Origin of the sequence: Rhizobium sp. T1470 (genome assembly GCF_042140505.1) — a bacterium.
Classification (GTDB): Bacteria; Pseudomonadota; Alphaproteobacteria; order Rhizobiales; family Rhizobiaceae; genus Rhizobium; species Rhizobium favelukesii.
In genome coordinates this window covers 2,286,445-2,301,521 of sequence record NZ_CP148091.1, presented here as the reverse complement: position 1 = coordinate 2,301,521, position 15,077 = coordinate 2,286,445, and the positions used below count along the sequence as shown (strand labels likewise).

The window sequence follows — 15,077 nt, the reverse complement described above, 5'->3', positions numbered from 1 at the left end:
GGGGAGGTATTCGTTGCGTAACAGATTGCTTGAGACCGGAAAAACAGCGCGCAAATCGCGAACGAGCCACGCACAAGTCGTGGATGAGCTCGGCAGGGCGATCGTTGCCGGAACCTATCCTGTTGGAAGCATCCTGCCCGGCGACGCCGAACTCGCACAGCGTTTCAAGGTCTCACGCACCGTCCTTCGCGAAACGATGAAAACGCTTGCCGCAAAAGGCATGATCGTCGCCAAGGCCCGCGTCGGCACGCGCGTGACGGAGAAGAACCTCTGGAACATGTTCGACAGCGAGATCATAGCCTGGCATTTCGACAGCGGCGTGACGGAAGAATTCCTGCTGCAGCTTTACGACATCCGGCTAGCTTTCGAGCCATTTGCCGCCGGTCTCGCCGCCGAGCGGGCGAGCAAGGACGACATCGAGCATCTGCGAGCTCTGGCAACGGAAATGGCCGCTCTGGGCCACACCAGCGAAAGCCTTGCGCTGGCCGACCTGCATTTTCACCTCGCAATAGCCGATGCATCTCACAACCCCTTCATGCGAACGCTTGGCAGCCTGATCGAAGCCGCGCTGGTCGGCATGTTCCGCATTAGTACACCGCCATCGCAGAACGGCTTCTCGAACATTGCGGACACGCATATGCGCATCGTCGAGGCGATCGTCGCCGGGGACGTCGATGGCGCCCGAAAAGCCATGGAGATCGTGATCATCGATGGCCGCGATCACGTCCGCGACGCCTATGCGGCGATAACCAAGGCATCCGCCTGATCCATTTTGATCTTTGTCCCGCCCTTGTCTTGCTGCTATGAGGCAGCAAAGGCTGCACCCAATGGATTCTCGGAGCACATCATGGAACGGACTTGCCTCGCCATCATTCTCGCTGCGGGGGACAGCACGCGAATGAAGTCGTCGAAATCGAAGGTGCTGCACCCGATCGCGAACCGCCCGATGATCGCGCATGTCGTGGATGCCGTGGCAAAGAGCGACATTTCATCGGTCGCGCTCGTCGTGGGCCGCGACGCCGACGAAGTGGCGAAGGCTGCCCAAGTCGGAAACGTCGAGATCGAAACATATCTGCAGAAGGAGCGGCTTGGCACCGGTCATGCGGTGCTGGCAGCACGCGAAGCCATCGCGCGCGGATATGACGATATCATCGTGACCTACGGCGATGTACCGTTGCAGACCGAGGGACCGCTCAAGGCCGCACGTCAAGGCCTTGCCGAGGGCAGCGATGTGGTCGTCATCGGCTTCCACACCGACAGGCCGACCGGCTACGGCCGCGTGCTCGTCAAGGATGGCGAACTGATCGCCATCCGCGAGGAAAGGGATGCGACAGATGCCGAGCGTGCCGTGAAATGGTGCAACAGCGGCCTGATGGCAATCAACGGCCGCAAGGCTCTCGATCTGCTATCCCGCATCGGCAACGCCAATGCCAAAGGCGAGTACTATTTGACGGACCTAGTGGAGATCGCCCGCTCCATCGGCGGCCGCGTCACGGCTGTCGACGCACCCGAAATCGAAATGACCGGCTGCAACAATCGGGCGGAACTCGCCGTGATCGAGCGGCTCTGGCAAGAGCGCCGGCGCCACGAGATGATGATCGCCGGGGTCACGATGATCGCTCCTGAGACCGTGTTTCTTTCCTACGATACCGCGATTGGGCAGGACGCCCTAATCGAACCGAACGTCGTGTTCGGCCCCGGTGCGACAATCGATGGCGGCGCGATCATTCATGCGTTCTCGCACATTGAGGGTGCGCATGTCAGCACCGCCGCGGCCGTCGGCCCGTTCGCTCGCCTGCGGCCGGGCGCCGATCTCGGCAACGGCTCGAAAGTCGGCAATTTCTGCGAGGTCAAGAACGCGAAGATCGGCGAGGGAGCCAAGGTCAATCACCTGACCTACATCGGCGACGCGAAGGTCGGAGCGGGGGCAAACATTGGAGCAGGCACGATTACCTGCAACTATGACGGCGTCAACAAGCACGAGACGCTGATCGGGGCGAATACCTTCATCGGATCGAACTCATCGCTCGTAGCGCCGGTCAGCATTGGCGACAATGCCTATATTGCCTCCGGCAGTGTCATCACCGCGGATGTACCCGCCGATGCGCTCGCCTTTGGCAGGGCGCGCCAGGAACTGAAGCCGGGCCGAGCCGCCGTGCTGCGCGAACGCGCACTGGCTATCAAGGCTGCAAACAAGTCCAAGGCATAGGGCTCTGCGTAACGCGCGGAAACCGAAAGTGACCGCCGAGGCCATTGAGAAAAAAGACAAAATCGTTACGAGTGGCCTTCGGAACGGAAGGCTTTGGGGACTTTCATGTGTGGTATTGTTGGAATCGTAGGAAGCAACCCGGTTGCGGGGCGCCTTGTTGACGCACTGAAGCGGCTTGAGTACCGCGGCTATGACTCGGCGGGAGTCGCCACGATACATAACGGCGAAATGGCTCGGCGTCGCGCCGAGGGCAAGCTCTTCAATCTCGAAAAGCGCCTCGACGGCGAACCTCTGCCGGGAACAATCGGCATTGCGCACACGCGCTGGGCTACTCATGGCGTTCCCAACGAGATCAACGCGCATCCGCACTTTGTCGAGGGGGTTGCGGTCGTCCACAACGGCATCATCGAAAACTTCTCCGAGCTGCGAGACGAGTTGATTGCCGAAGGCGCCGTTTTCGAGACGCAGACGGATACCGAAGTCGTCGCCCATCTCATGGCGAAGTATCTTCGTCACGGCATCGAGCCGCGTGCCGCGATGCTCAAAATGCTGAACCGGGTAACCGGCGCCTATGCGCTTGCAATCATGCTCCAGAACGACCCCAGCATGATCATGGCGGCGCGCTCCGGACCGCCACTTGCCGTGGGCTACGGCTCGGGCGAAATGTTCCTCGGCTCGGATGCCATCGCGCTTTCTCCCTTTACCAACGAGATCACCTACCTGGTCGACGGCGATTGGGCCGTGCTGACGCGAGACGGTGCGACAATCCTCGACTTTTCGGGCAACGAGGTGCATCGCCCTCGGCAGATATCGCAGACGACTGCGTATGTAGTGGACAAGGGCAATCACCGCCACTTCATGGAAAAGGAGATTTACGAGCAGCCGGAGGTCATCTCGCATGCCCTCAGCCGCTACATGGACTTTGCCAGCAATACGATCAGTGACAACATCAACGCGATCGACTTCAAGGCTACAAGCAGCCTGGCAATTTCCGCATGCGGAACCGCATATCTCGCAGGCCTCGTCGGCAAATACTGGTTCGAGCGCTACGCGCGTCTACCTGTCGAAATCGATGTCGCATCCGAATTCCGCTATCGCGAAATGCCTCTGTCGCCCTCGCAGGCCGCCCTTTTCATTTCGCAGTCCGGGGAGACCGCCGACACACTGGCGTCGCTGCGTTACTGCAAGGACAAGGGGCTGAAGATCGGCGCTGTGGTCAACGTCAGGGAATCGACGATTGCCCGTGAGTCGGATGCAATCTTCCCGATCATGGCGGGCCCAGAGATCGGCGTTGCGTCCACCAAGGCATTCACCTGCCAGTTGGCCGTCCTGGCGGCGCTGGCACTCGGCGCCGGCAAGGCGAGGGGAACGATCAGCGCGGAGCAGGAAAGGGAGCTGGTGCGCCATCTCGCTGAAATGCCGCGCATTATGAGCCGCGTACTGAATCTCATCCAGCCGCAGATGGAAAGCTTGTCGCGCGAATTGTCGAAGTGCCGCGATGTTCTCTATCTCGGTCGCGGCACGAGCTTCCCGCTTGCGATGGAAGGGGCCCTCAAGCTCAAGGAAATTTCTTACATCCATGCCGAGGGTTACGCAGCGGGCGAACTGAAGCACGGGCCGATAGCATTGATCGACGAAAACATGCCCGTCATCGTGATCGCGCCGTTTGATCGTTTCTTCGACAAGACAGTGTCGAACATGCAGGAGGTTGCAGCGCGTGGCGGCCGCATCATCTTTATCACCGACGAGGCAGGCGCGGCCGCATCGAAGCTGCCAACAATGGCGACGATCGTGTTGCCTGATGTCAACGAGATCATCGCGCCGATGATCTTCTCACTGCCGATCCAGCTGCTTGCCTATCACACGGCCGTCTTCATGGGCACGGATGTCGATCAGCCGCGCAATCTGGCAAAGTCGGTCACGGTGGAGTGACCGGCTGGTCGCCCCCTGAAGACTTGTGCGACTTGGCAATTTCTGGCAGCTTTTCAATCAGGAAAGCATGGGGGAGCTGATTTCCGATAGCCGGTCTGCTCAACGGAGTTCATCAGCACGCGATGACGGAAAAACTGCCCCGATTGCCGATAGCCACTCGCATCAGGAACAACTTCCTGGCGGGCCTTATCATTTGCGCGCCCATCGCGATTACGCTGTGGCTGACATGGTCGGTCGTGCGATGGGCAGACAGCTGGGTGAAGCCGTACCTGCCGGCGCGCTATGACCCGGACAACTATCTGAATTTCGCTGTGCCCGGTTCCGGCCTGCTGATCGCGCTTATCGCGATCACGCTTATCGGCTTCCTCGGCAAAAACCTGATCGGCCAGAGCATCGTTCATTTCAGCGAATCGCTTGTGCAGCGCGTACCGCTCGTGCGCAGTATCTATCAGAGCGTAAAGCAGATTTTCGAGACGGTGCTGAAGGACAAAACAAACTCCTTCAAGAAGGTCGGCCTAATCGAATATCCCAGCCCCGGTCTCTGGGCGCTCGTCTTCATTTCGACGGATGCCAAGGGGGAGATTGCGTCGAAGTTCAAAGCGATGGGCCAGGACATGGTCTGCGTGTTCCTGCCGCCGACGCCGGTGCCGACGGCCGGATTTCTGATCTTTACGCCGCGCGAGAAGATTGTTCCGCTCGATATGTCACCGGAGGATGCAGCAAAGCTCTTGATCTCCGGCGGCCTTGTCACACCGGAAGAGCTTGCCGGGCGCATCGCGAAACAAGAACGAACGCGCAAGCCGCTGCCGGCGCCTATCGAGATGTAGTTTTGGTCGCGCGACTCACCCGGCATGTAGGAAGCGGATCGCCTCATCGCGACGGAACAGGTAGAGCAGGGTGCGGACGGCCTTGCCGCGGTCGCTGGTGAGGTCCGGATCACGCTCTATCAGATACGCAGCATCGCGGCGGGCGATTTCCAGAAGATCGGCATGAGCCTCCAGGCTCGCGATACGAAAGCCCGGTGTTCCCGATTGCCGTGTGCCGAGCAGTTCGCCTTCGCCGCGCAGTTTCAGGTCTTCCTCTGCAATGCGGAAGCCGTCTTCGGTTTCACGCATGATCGACAGGCGCGCATGGCCGGTCTCGCCAAGCGGTCCCTTATAGAGCAGGATGCAGGTCGAGGCCGCGTCGCCGCGGCCGACACGGCCGCGAAGCTGATGCAACTGCGCCAGGCCGAAGCGCTCGGCATGCTCGATCACCATGATCGTAGCATCAGGAATATCCACGCCGACTTCCACCACGGTCGTGGCGACCAACAGGCGGATTTCGCCGTTCTTGAACGCCATCATCACGGCGTCCTTTTCGGCGCCGCTCATGCGGCCGTGGATCAAACCGATGCCTGGGCCGAGCGACGAGACGAGCGTTGCATGGCGCTCTTCGACCGACATCAGATCGCTCTCCTCGGATTCCTCGACGAGCGGGCAGATCCAATAGGCCTTCTTGCCCTCTCCGACCGCGCTCTTCAGCCGTCCAACGATCTCGCCAATGCGTTCGGTCGGCACGGTAATCGTCTGGATCGGCTTTCGGCCGGCCGGCTTTTCCGTCAGCTTCGAGACGTCCATGTCGCCGAAGGCGGCAAGCACCAGGGTTCGCGGGATCGGCGTCGCCGTCATCACAAGCATGTGCGGCGTGATGCCCTTGGCGGTCAGTCGCAGGCGCTGGTGGACGCCGAAACGATGCTGCTCGTCAACGACAGCCAGCATCAGGTTGCGATAGTTGACGGTGTCTTGGAACAGGGCGTGTGTGCCGATAACGATCTGCGCCTCTCCCGACGCGATCCTCTCGAGGATGTCTTCGCGCTCACGACCCTTGGTACGGCCTGTGAGGACTTCGAGGCGCAGACCGGCCGAAGCGGCGAATCTCGAGATCGTCGCGTAGTGTTGACGCGCGAGGATCTCCGTGGGGGCCATCAGGACGGCCTGGCCGCCGCTTTCGATGACAGCGGCCATCGCTATCAGTGCGACCAACGTCTTGCCGGAACCGACATCGCCCTGCAGCAGCCGCAGCATGCGGTCCTCGCCGGCCATATCCTTGAGGATATCTGCAACCGCGGCGTTCTGGCTGCCGGTCGGAGAGAACGGCAGGGTCTGCAGGATTTGCCGACTGATGATGCCGGTAGCATGCACCGGTTGGCCGGCGACCTTGCGCAGGCGCTGGCGCACTAGACTGAGGGAGAGCTGGCCCGCCATGAATTCGTCATAGGCGAGGCGGCGACGGGCGGGGGCTTGCGTATCGATATCCGCGGGATCACATGGTTCGTGCAGGGCGTGGAAAGCGTCCGCTGTCGAGGGCAGCCCCTGTTTCTGTGCGAGGGTCAGGTCGATCCATTCCGGAAGTTCGGGCGTGCGCGGCAGCGCGGCTTCGATGATCTTGCGCAGTGTCTTTGGCGAAAGACCTGCGGTGAGGGGGTAAATCGGCTCGACGAGGGGCAGATTCTCGGCTTCGCTGGCCTTCACAATATAGTCTGGATGCACCATCGAAGCGCGGCCATTGAACCAGTCGATCTTGCCGCTGACGGTCACCTCTTCGTCGAGCGGTAATTGCTTTTCCAGCCATGCCGGCTGGCCGCGGAAGAAAACGAGTGTCAGTTCGCCGGACTCGTCATGCAGGACGACGCGGTAAGGGATGTTGCTTTTGCCGCGCGGCGGCACCTGGTGGCGATCCACGCGAGCCGTGACGGTGACGATGGCGCCTTGCGGCGCGCGGGCGATACCGGGCTGGTTTCGACGGTCGATCAGGGAGTGCGGCGCATGAAACAGCAGATCGACGACGCGCGTATCGTCAGGCGTCTCGCGCCCAAGCAGCTTTACCAGCAGCTCGGCGATCTTTGGGCCGACGCCGGGCAGGGCGGAAACGGGCGAAAACAGCGGATCGAGAATAGCGGGGCGCATGGCGGCAAAATGCGATGAACAATGCGGCCTTGGCAAGGCTGACAAGCCGCTTTCGAGGGTCTATAGAGGCGCATCAACAGGAAGGTAACGCCATGACGGGTGTGTCACTCTCGAGCGCCGATCTTGATCCGCGCCGCCGCCGAATCCTCTTTCGCTGCTGGCATCGCGGCATTCGCGAGATGGATCTGGTCTTCGGGCAGTTCGCCGAAAAGGAGATCGCGACCCTGTCAGAGACCGAACTCGACGAGTTCGAAACCGTCATGGCCGAAGAGGACAACGATCTTGTGCGCTGGATCATGGGAACATGGCCGGTGCCCGAGCGTTTTCAGACGCCGATGTTCGAGCGCCTTGCCGCCTACAAGCCCGATTTCGAGTATCCAGCCGACGCCCTGCCCAGGAACGCGTAATGATCCCAGGTTTTAACGTAAAGAAGCTGTCAGCCGTCGCCGAGCCGCTGACCATCGGCAACGTGCCCACAGGTGTGGAGGCTTTGTTGCTGGCCGATCTGGCGCGCGCCGGCGAGCCGCTCGCTTACGTGCTTTCCGATGGCCAGCGGATGGCCGACTTGGAGCAGATTCTCGGCTTCGTCGCGCCCGAGATCCCGGTCCTGACACTGCCGGCCTGGGACTGTCTTCCTTACGACCGCGTTTCGCCGAGCGCGGATACCTCAGCACGCCGGCTCGCGGCGCTGGGCGGCCTGATCGCGCATCGCAAGAAACCGCATGCGGCCATCGTGCTGGTGACCGTCAATGCAATGCTGCAGAAGGTTGCCCCGCAGGAGGTCATCGAGAGCCTGGCGTTTTCCGCACGTCCGGGAAACACTGTGCGCATGGACAACATTGCCGGGCGGTTGGAACGCAATGGTTTCGACCGCGTCGCAACGGTGCGCGAGGTCGGCGAATATGCGGTGCGCGGCGGCATTCTGGATGTCTTTGTGCCCGGTTCCGAGGAGCCTGTTCGCCTCGATTTCTTCGGCGACACGCTGGAAAGCATCCGCAGCTTCGATCCGGCAAGCCAGCGCACGACAGGGCAGCTCCGTTCACTCGACCTTAACCCGATGAGCGAGGTCACGCTGACGCCCGATACCATCAGCCGTTTCCGCAAGAACTACCTCTCCTCGTTCGGCGCGGCAACGCGCGACGATGCGCTTTATCTCGCCATATCGGAGGGGCGGCGCTATCCGGGCACGGAGCATTGGCTGCCGCTTTTCTACGAGAAGCTGGAGACGGTATTCGACTATCTCACAGGCTTCCGACTGGTGACCGATCACGCGGTACGCCAGGCTGCCGAGGAGCGCTCCAAGCTTGTGTTCGACTATTATGACGCGCGCCTGAATTCCGGACAGCCCGGCAAAGGTCAGATGGCGCAAGGAACGCCCTATAAACCCGTGACGCCCGGCCAGCTCTATTTGGACGGAAAGACTTTCGCCAACACGCTCGACGCGTTCGACGCGATGCGGATTTCGCCCTTCAACGAGCACGAGGGAGAGGCGCGGCGCGTCATCAATCTCGATGCTCGACAGGGCGAGCGGTGGGCACGCTCGAACGCGGAGGGGGGTGGCAATGCCGAACGCGTGAATGTCTTCGACGCCGTCGTGAAACATATTGCCGACAAACGCTCATCCGGCGCCAAGGTGTTGATCACCGCCTGGACGGAAGGTTCGCTAGACCGTCTGCTGCAGGTGCTGAACGAACACGGCCTGGAGCGCGTGAAACCGATCGGCGCCCTGAAAGAGATCGACAGCCTTGCCAAAGGCGAGGCAGCAGCCGCTGTGCTCAGTCTCGAATCCGGATTTGAAGCCGGCAATCTGGTGGTCATCGGCGAGCAGGACATTCTCGGCGACCGCATGGTGCGGCGCTCGAAGCGGCGCAAACGCGCTGCGGATTTCATCTCTGAGGTCGCCGGTCTCGATGAAGGTTCGGTCGTCGTCCACGCGCAGCACGGCATCGGCCGGTTCGTGGGCCTGCGGACGATCGAAGCGGCGGGCGCGCCGCATGCCTGCCTTGAACTGCAGTATGCCGACGATGCGAAGCTCTTCCTACCGGTCGAGAATATCGATCTGCTGTCGCGCTACGGCGGCGAGGGGACGGAAGCTCCGCTCGACAAGCTCGGCGGTGGCGCATGGCAGATGCGCAAGGCCAAGCTCAAGAAGCGACTGCTCGATATGGCGGATGCGCTGATCCGTATTGCCGCCGAACGCCTGACGCGACACGCGCCCGTGCTGACGACGCCGGAAGGTCTCTATGATGAGTTCTCCGCCCGCTTCCCCTACGACGAGACGGAAGACCAGGACAACGCCATCGAGGCCGTGCGCTCCGATCTTGGGGCCGGCCGGCCGATGGATCGTCTCGTCTGCGGCGACGTCGGCTTCGGCAAGACAGAGGTGGCGCTTCGTGCTGCCTTCGTGGCGGCGATGAATGGTATTCAAGTTGCCGTGGTCGTGCCGACCACGCTGCTGGCCCGCCAGCACTTCAAGACCTTCTCCGAGCGGTTCCGCGGCCTGCCTGTGCGCATCCAGCAGGCCTCGCGCCTCGTCGGTTCGAAGGAGCTGGCACTGACGAAGAAGGAAGTGGCCGAGGGCAAGACTGACATCGTCGTCGGTACCCACGCGCTTCTCGGTGCGGGCATCCAGTTCGCCAATCTCGGGCTGCTGATCATCGACGAAGAACAGCACTTCGGCGTCAAGCACAAGGAGCGTCTGAAGGAGTTGAAGAGCGACGTACACGTTCTGACTCTTTCTGCAACACCGATCCCCCGCACGCTCCAGCTCGCGATGACGGGTGTGCGCGAGCTGTCGCTGATCACGACGCCGCCGGTCGACCGCATGGCGGTGCGCACCTTCATTTCGCCGTTCGATTCGCTCGTCATCCGCGAAACGCTGATGCGCGAGCACTATCGCGGCGGTCAAAGCTTCTATGTCTGCCCGCGGCTTGCCGATCTCGAGGATGTGCATGCGTTCCTGCGCTCCGACGTGCCGGAACTGAAAGTCGCTGTCGCGCACGGTCAGATGCCGGCTGGCGAACTCGAAGACATCATGAATGCCTTCTACGAAGGGCGCTACGACGTGCTGCTGTCGACGACGATCGTAGAATCGGGTCTCGACGTGCCGACCGCCAACACGCTGATCGTCCACCGCGCCGATATGTTCGGCCTCGCTCAGCTTTATCAGCTACGCGGCCGCGTCGGACGCTCGAAGGTCCGCGCCTTCGCGCTCTTCACGCTGCCGGTCAACAAGGTGCTGACGGCGACGGCCGAACGTCGCCTCAAGGTGCTGCAGTCGCTCGACACGCTTGGTGCGGGCTTCCAGCTTGCCAGTCACGATCTCGACATTCGCGGAGCAGGTAATCTGCTTGGCGAGGAGCAGTCCGGCCATATCAAGGAAGTCGGCTTCGAGCTCTATCAGCAGATGCTGGAAGAGGCCGTTGCCGAGGTGAAGGGCGTCGATGAGATCCAGGATAGCGGCTGGTCGCCTCAGATCTCGGTCGGAACTTCGGTGATGATCCCGGATGGCTACGTGCCCGATCTGCACCTGCGCATGGCACTCTATCGCCGTCTCGGGGAGATCGCGGAACTGAAGGAAATCGACGGCTTCGGCGCTGAAATGATCGACCGCTTCGGCCCGATGCCGATCGAGGTCCAGCACCTCCTGAAGATCGTCTACGTGAAATCGCTCTGCCGCGTCGCCAACGTGGAGAAGCTGGATGCGGGGCCCAAGGGCGTTGTCATCCAATTCCGCAACAAGGAGTTTCCGAATCCGGCAAGCGTGGTTGGCTACATCGCCAAGCAGGGCTCCATGGCGAAGATTCGGCCTGACCAAAGTGTATTCCTCACCCGCGACCTGCCGACACCGGAAAAGCGGCTGCAGGGTGCAGCCGTTATCATGACGCAGCTCGCGGAAATGGCGAAGGCGTAAGCACGCTCAGTTCATGCCGGCGCGCGCTTCGGCCTTCGCCTTGGCGATATCGCGAAGGGCGTTTGCCAACACATCCGGTGTCTGAGCGCCGCTGACGGCATACTGCTGGTCGAAGATGAAGAACGGCACGCCGTTGACGCCCATCTTCTGCGCGGCTTCGATCTCGGCGATCACGAGATCCTTGTCGGCGTCGGACGCGAGCAGGGAGGAGACGACCGCTCGGTCCATACCGGCGTTCTGTGCGATATTGAGCAGAACGGCATGGTCGCCGACGTTGCGCCCTTCCTCGAAATTGGCCTTGAAGAGGGCATTGACGACACGGTCCTGCTTCTCGCGATCCTCGACCATTGCCCAATGGATCAGGCGGTGTGCATCCAGCGTGTTCGGGCCGATCTTGATCGCGTCGAAATCGAAGTTGATGCCGACTTCGCGACCAAGCTCGCTCAGCATCTTGTGCCCTTGAGCGACACGCTCGGCGCCGCCGAGCTTCTGCTCCAGCGCTTTCTTCTGGTCGACGCCTTCGGGCGGATAGTCGGGGTTGAGGCGGTACGGGCGCCAGTTGATGTCCACACCGACCTCGTCCTGGACTTCGGCGATCGCAAGCTCCAGCCGCGCCTTGCCGAGATAGCACCACGGGCAGACGACATCAGAGACAACGTCGATGGTAATGCGTTCCATGGGCTTTCCTTTTTCTCAAACCGAAACGTTCCCGCCATCTAGGCCTTGCGGCGGGAGACTTCAACCAGGCAGGAAAAAGGATTCTATTGGACGCTCTGATCCCACCATGCCGGCAGCTGGTAGCCGTAGAGCGGAACCGTCTCGGGGTGGCCGATGCGCTTGCTGCGCGCGACCCATTGCTGATCGACGTGGTAGAGCGGCAGAACATAGTGCCCCGACAGGAGCATACGGTCGTGAGAGCGCACCGCCGCTGTAAAGTCTTCTGCCGAACGAGCCATGAGGATGTGCTGGATCAACGTATCGACACCGGGATCGGCGACGCCGGCGAAATTGTCGGTGCCTTCACGATCCTTGGCCGCGGAAGACCAGCGCCCCAGCTGTTCGATGCCCGGAGACAGAGACGACGTGTAGGACTTCACGATGACATCGTAGTCGAAGCTATTCGTGCGGCTCTGATACTGCGAATCGTCGACCGTGCGGATCGTCGCGGCAATGCCGAGCAGCTGGAGCGAACGCTGGTAGGAGACCGCGAGCTTCTCCTGATCGGTGTTCTGCGTCATGATCTCGAAGGCAAGCGGCCGACCGTTGGCGTCGCTCATCTTGCCGTTCTTGATCGTATAGCCTGCTTCCTTGAGGAGCGCCGCCGCCTGCCTCAGGACGTTGCGATCGCGGCCTGAGCCATCCGTTACGGGAAGCTTGTAGGTGCCGTTCAGAATCGCCGGATCGATACGATCCTTGATGGGGCCGAGCAGTTTCAGCTCGCGCTCGTCGGCAGGCACCCCGAAGCTCGACAGATCCGAGTTCTGCCAGAAGCTTTGGGTGCGGATGTAGGCGTTCGAGAAGAGGTTCTTGTTCGCCCATTCGAAATCGAAGATCAACGACAGCCCCTCGCGGAGCTTCGCGTTGTTGAAGACCGGCCGCCGGGTGTTGAAGACGAAGCCGAACATGCCGCTCGGAAGCTTTGGTTCAAAGGTGTCCTTCACGACGTTGCCGGATGTTGCTGCCGGGAAATTGTAAGCGCTCGCCCAATGGCCGGGACTGCCGTCCGGGTAGATGTCGATATCGCCCTTCTTGAAGGACTCGAAGAGAGTGGTGTCCTGCAGAAAATACTGGACCGTGATCTGGTCGTAGTTGTCGAGGCCTACTTTCGCAGGAACATCCTTGCCCCAGTAGTTGGGATCGCGTTCGAAGGTTATGCTTTCGCCAGGCTTCAGCGACTTGATCTTGTAGGGACCGGATCCGACAGGAGGCGTGAGCGATGACCGATCGAATGTCTCGGGGTCGATGGCGTGCTTTGGCAGGATCGGTGTGGAGCCAGCGAGGATCAGCGGAAACTCGCGATCGGCCTTGTCGTTGAAGGTGAAGCGAACGCTGTGGTCTCCGACCTTCTCCATCTTCGCCACGGCGTTCAGTCGCGTGTTGAAGGGAACGCGGCCCTTTTCCTTCAAAAGGTTGAAGGTGAAGATCACGTCATCCGGCGTCACCGGCTGGCCGTCCGACCACTTGGCAGCCGGATTGAGATTGAACTGGATATAGCTGCGATCCTCATCCCATTCGACGGACTGGGCAAGCAGGCCATAGAGCGTGAAGGGTTCGTCGCGCGAGCGAAGCATCAGCGTCTCAAAGACGAGGTTCCCGTATTCGGGGTCCCACATGCCGCGCGCCGTCGTGCGCATGCTTTTCAGGATAAAGGGATTGAGGCTGTCAAAGGTCCCGACGACCCCATAATTGATCTTCCCGCCCTTCTTCACATCGGGATTGACGTAGGGAAGATGCTTGAAATCGGCGGGCAGGGCCGGTGCACCATGCATTGCGATGCCATGCACCGGCTCGGCGAGAGCTGCGCTGCCAACCAGGGTGAAGATGACGGGAAGAACGATCCGGAGCATCGTTGAGGTCCTTTCCGGGAACGGCACGATTCGGCGCAAGACTATCACGCAGCCACCGCAGTTCGCCATCGGCGCCGAATTCTTTCGGATGACCCTGAAAAGGTCAAAGAAATACTGGATATCTGACCCGACGCAATGTAACAGGGGAACCCGAAAGTCGGGGGTCATGCATTTGCCTCATTGTTTTAAGAGGTGGAGTGCGAACAACCCCGTTGGTGAGGATGGCACGTTGTCGTCCCTAAGGGATTTCAGGAGACGGAATTCGTTATGATGTTCAAGGCTGAAAACAAAACGCGGGCAGCCCTGTCCGTTCTGGCAGTGATGCTCGGTGCTGCAGCGGCTCCGGTATCGTCCTTCGCGCAAGATGCAGCGGCCCCCGCCGACGCTCCCGCCACTGCTGCCGGCGCCCCGCGTCTCGGCTGGTACAAGACCTGCAGCAAGCAGGAAGACAATGACGTCTGCGTCGTCCAGAACGTCGTTCTTGCAGGCGGCGGCCAGCTCGTTACGGGCGTTGGCCTCATCACCATCTCCGGCAAGATCAACAACAAGAGCCTCCAGGTTTCGGTGCCGCCGGCTCGTCTGATCCCGCCGGGCGTTTCCCTGCAGATCGACGGCGGCAAAGGCCAGAAGATCGACTACCTGATGTGTATGCCCGATCGCTGCGTCGCCCAGATCCAGCTGACCGACGCCATGGTCGCTAGCCTGAAGAAGGGCACCGATCTGGTTCTGACCTCGATCAACTTCCGCCGCGCGCCGAACCCGATCAAGATCTCGCTTGAAGGCTTCACCGGCGCATTCGACGGCGAACCGGTTTCCGCTTCCAAGCTGGCAGAAAGCCAGAAGAGCTTGCAGGACAGCATGCTGAAGAAGGCTGACGAAGCCCGCAAGAAGCTCGAAGAAGCACAAAAGGCAGCAAAGGCTCAGTAAGCCAGAGTGCCAAAAGAATACCGAAAACCCGGCCTTGAGCCGGGTTTTTTGTTGCTGTAGAGCAAAGAAAAGCCCCGCCAAGGACGGGGCTTTCGCATGTTGGCATCAAACCTTAATGGGTGAAGTTCATCTTGGGCTTGAACTGACCCGAGGGTGCCATATCGAAAATCTGATAGACCTGCTCATTGCGAAGCGGGACGCCGCTTTCGTCATTTATCAGATTCTGCTCGGATACGTAGGCGACGTATTCGTTTTCATCGTTTTCGGCGAGCAAGTGGTAGAAGGGCTGGTCCTTGCTGGGGCGTACTTCGGCTGGAATGGAGTTCCACCATTCTTCCGTGTTCGCAAATTCCGGATCTACGTCAAATATGACGCCACGGAACGGAAATACCTTGTGCCGAACCACTTCGCCGATACTGAACTTTGCTACTCTTTCTTTCATGGTACGACTTCCTTTCATCACCTGATTTGGTGATTGGCCCTACTCAAATCAAGATTTGTGCAGGATCTCGTCACATGAGTGTCACATCCGCCGCTTGGCCGCGTGACATCGGTACGGGAAGCCCCGGCCTAGCCGAGGC

At 60.6% G+C, this 15,077-nt stretch carries 11 protein-coding genes; 7 read left to right on the top strand and 4 right to left on the bottom strand.

Annotation, left to right across the window (positions count from 1 at the left end):
• The first annotated feature begins 13 nt into the window (after nucleotides 1-13).
• The 4 genes from WGT02_RS11635 to WGT02_RS11620 all read left to right on the top strand — a co-directional run bounded on the left by WGT02_RS11635 (nucleotide 14) and on the right by WGT02_RS11620 (nucleotide 4,968).
• A complete protein-coding gene (locus WGT02_RS11635) occupies nucleotides 14-766 on the top strand; it encodes a FadR/GntR family transcriptional regulator (RefSeq protein WP_024314854.1) in 753 nt (250 codons plus the stop codon).
• 81 nt (nucleotides 767-847) lie between these two features.
• The gene (gene glmU / locus WGT02_RS11630) at nucleotides 848-2,209 is read left to right on the top strand and encodes a bifunctional UDP-N-acetylglucosamine diphosphorylase/glucosamine-1-phosphate N-acetyltransferase GlmU (RefSeq protein ID WP_024314855.1); all 1,362 of its coding nucleotides are present in this window, start codon (nucleotides 848-850) and stop codon (nucleotides 2,207-2,209) included.
• A gap of 105 nt (nucleotides 2,210-2,314) precedes the next feature.
• A complete protein-coding gene (glmS, locus tag WGT02_RS11625; protein WP_208250421.1) occupies nucleotides 2,315-4,141 on the top strand; it encodes a glutamine--fructose-6-phosphate transaminase (isomerizing) in 1,827 nt (608 codons plus the stop codon).
• 122 nt (nucleotides 4,142-4,263) lie between these two features.
• The gene (locus WGT02_RS11620; protein WP_024314857.1) at nucleotides 4,264-4,968 is read left to right on the top strand and encodes a DUF502 domain-containing protein; all 705 of its coding nucleotides are present in this window, start codon (nucleotides 4,264-4,266) and stop codon (nucleotides 4,966-4,968) included.
• 15 nt (nucleotides 4,969-4,983) lie between these two features.
• Here WGT02_RS11620 and recG read toward each other — a convergent pair whose 3' ends face one another.
• Nucleotides 4,984-7,089: an ATP-dependent DNA helicase RecG gene (gene recG / locus WGT02_RS11615; protein ID WP_024314858.1), complete on the bottom strand. Its 2,106-nt coding sequence runs from the start codon at nucleotides 7,087-7,089 to the stop codon at nucleotides 4,984-4,986.
• A gap of 92 nt (nucleotides 7,090-7,181) precedes the next feature.
• Here recG and WGT02_RS11610 point away from each other — a divergent pair, with 92 nt between their 5' ends.
• Both WGT02_RS11610 and mfd read left to right on the top strand, forming a co-directional pair.
• Nucleotides 7,182-7,496: a succinate dehydrogenase assembly factor 2 gene (locus WGT02_RS11610; protein ID WP_024314859.1), complete on the top strand. Its 315-nt coding sequence runs from the start codon at nucleotides 7,182-7,184 to the stop codon at nucleotides 7,494-7,496.
• Nucleotides 7,496-11,002, top strand: coding sequence for a transcription-repair coupling factor (gene mfd / locus WGT02_RS11605; RefSeq protein ID WP_208250422.1), 3,507 nt, complete (start codon nucleotides 7,496-7,498; stop codon nucleotides 11,000-11,002). Before WGT02_RS11610 ends, mfd begins: the two co-directional genes overlap by 1 nt.
• 6 nt (nucleotides 11,003-11,008) lie before the next feature.
• Here the strand turns inward: mfd and WGT02_RS11600 are convergent, their stop codons facing one another.
• Nucleotides 11,009-11,680, bottom strand: coding sequence for a DsbA family oxidoreductase (locus WGT02_RS11600; protein WP_024314861.1), 672 nt, complete (start codon nucleotides 11,678-11,680; stop codon nucleotides 11,009-11,011).
• Between the two features lie 83 nt (nucleotides 11,681-11,763).
• A complete protein-coding gene (locus WGT02_RS11595) occupies nucleotides 11,764-13,569 on the bottom strand; it encodes an extracellular solute-binding protein (RefSeq protein ID WP_024314862.1) in 1,806 nt (601 codons plus the stop codon).
• A 267-nt stretch (nucleotides 13,570-13,836) separates the two neighbouring features.
• Between WGT02_RS11595 and WGT02_RS11590 the strand changes: the two genes are divergently transcribed.
• Nucleotides 13,837-14,496, top strand: a complete 660-nt coding sequence (locus WGT02_RS11590) for an invasion associated locus B family protein (RefSeq protein WP_208250423.1) — start codon at nucleotides 13,837-13,839, stop codon at nucleotides 14,494-14,496.
• A 112-nt stretch (nucleotides 14,497-14,608) separates the two neighbouring features.
• Here the strand turns inward: WGT02_RS11590 and hspQ are convergent, their stop codons facing one another.
• The gene (gene hspQ / locus WGT02_RS11585) at nucleotides 14,609-14,938 is read right to left on the bottom strand and encodes a heat shock protein HspQ (RefSeq protein WP_024314864.1); all 330 of its coding nucleotides are present in this window, start codon (nucleotides 14,936-14,938) and stop codon (nucleotides 14,609-14,611) included.
• Nucleotides 14,939-15,077 lie beyond the last annotated feature (139 nt).

Bases quoted from the DNA above. Each gene is read 5' to 3' on its own strand.
- glmU (WP_024314855.1), top strand. From the start codon at position 848: ATGGAACGGACTTGCCTCGCCATCATTCTCGCTGCGGGGGACAGCACG.
- glmS (WP_208250421.1), top strand. From the start codon at position 2,315: ATGTGTGGTATTGTTGGAATCGTAGGAAGCAACCCGGTTGCGGGGCGC.
- WGT02_RS11620 (WP_024314857.1), top strand. From the start codon at position 4,264: ATGACGGAAAAACTGCCCCGATTGCCGATAGCCACTCGCATCAGGAAC.
- recG (WP_024314858.1), bottom strand. From the start codon at position 7,089: ATGCGCCCCGCTATTCTCGATCCGCTGTTTTCGCCCGTTTCCGCCCTG.
- WGT02_RS11610 (WP_024314859.1), top strand. From the start codon at position 7,182: ATGACGGGTGTGTCACTCTCGAGCGCCGATCTTGATCCGCGCCGCCGC.
- mfd (WP_208250422.1), top strand. From the start codon at position 7,496: ATGATCCCAGGTTTTAACGTAAAGAAGCTGTCAGCCGTCGCCGAGCCG.
- WGT02_RS11600 (WP_024314861.1), bottom strand. From the start codon at position 11,680: ATGGAACGCATTACCATCGACGTTGTCTCTGATGTCGTCTGCCCGTGG.
- WGT02_RS11595 (WP_024314862.1), bottom strand. From the start codon at position 13,569: ATGCTCCGGATCGTTCTTCCCGTCATCTTCACCCTGGTTGGCAGCGCA.
- WGT02_RS11590 (WP_208250423.1), top strand. From the start codon at position 13,837: ATGATGTTCAAGGCTGAAAACAAAACGCGGGCAGCCCTGTCCGTTCTG.
- hspQ (WP_024314864.1), bottom strand. From the start codon at position 14,938: ATGAAAGAAAGAGTAGCAAAGTTCAGTATCGGCGAAGTGGTTCGGCAC.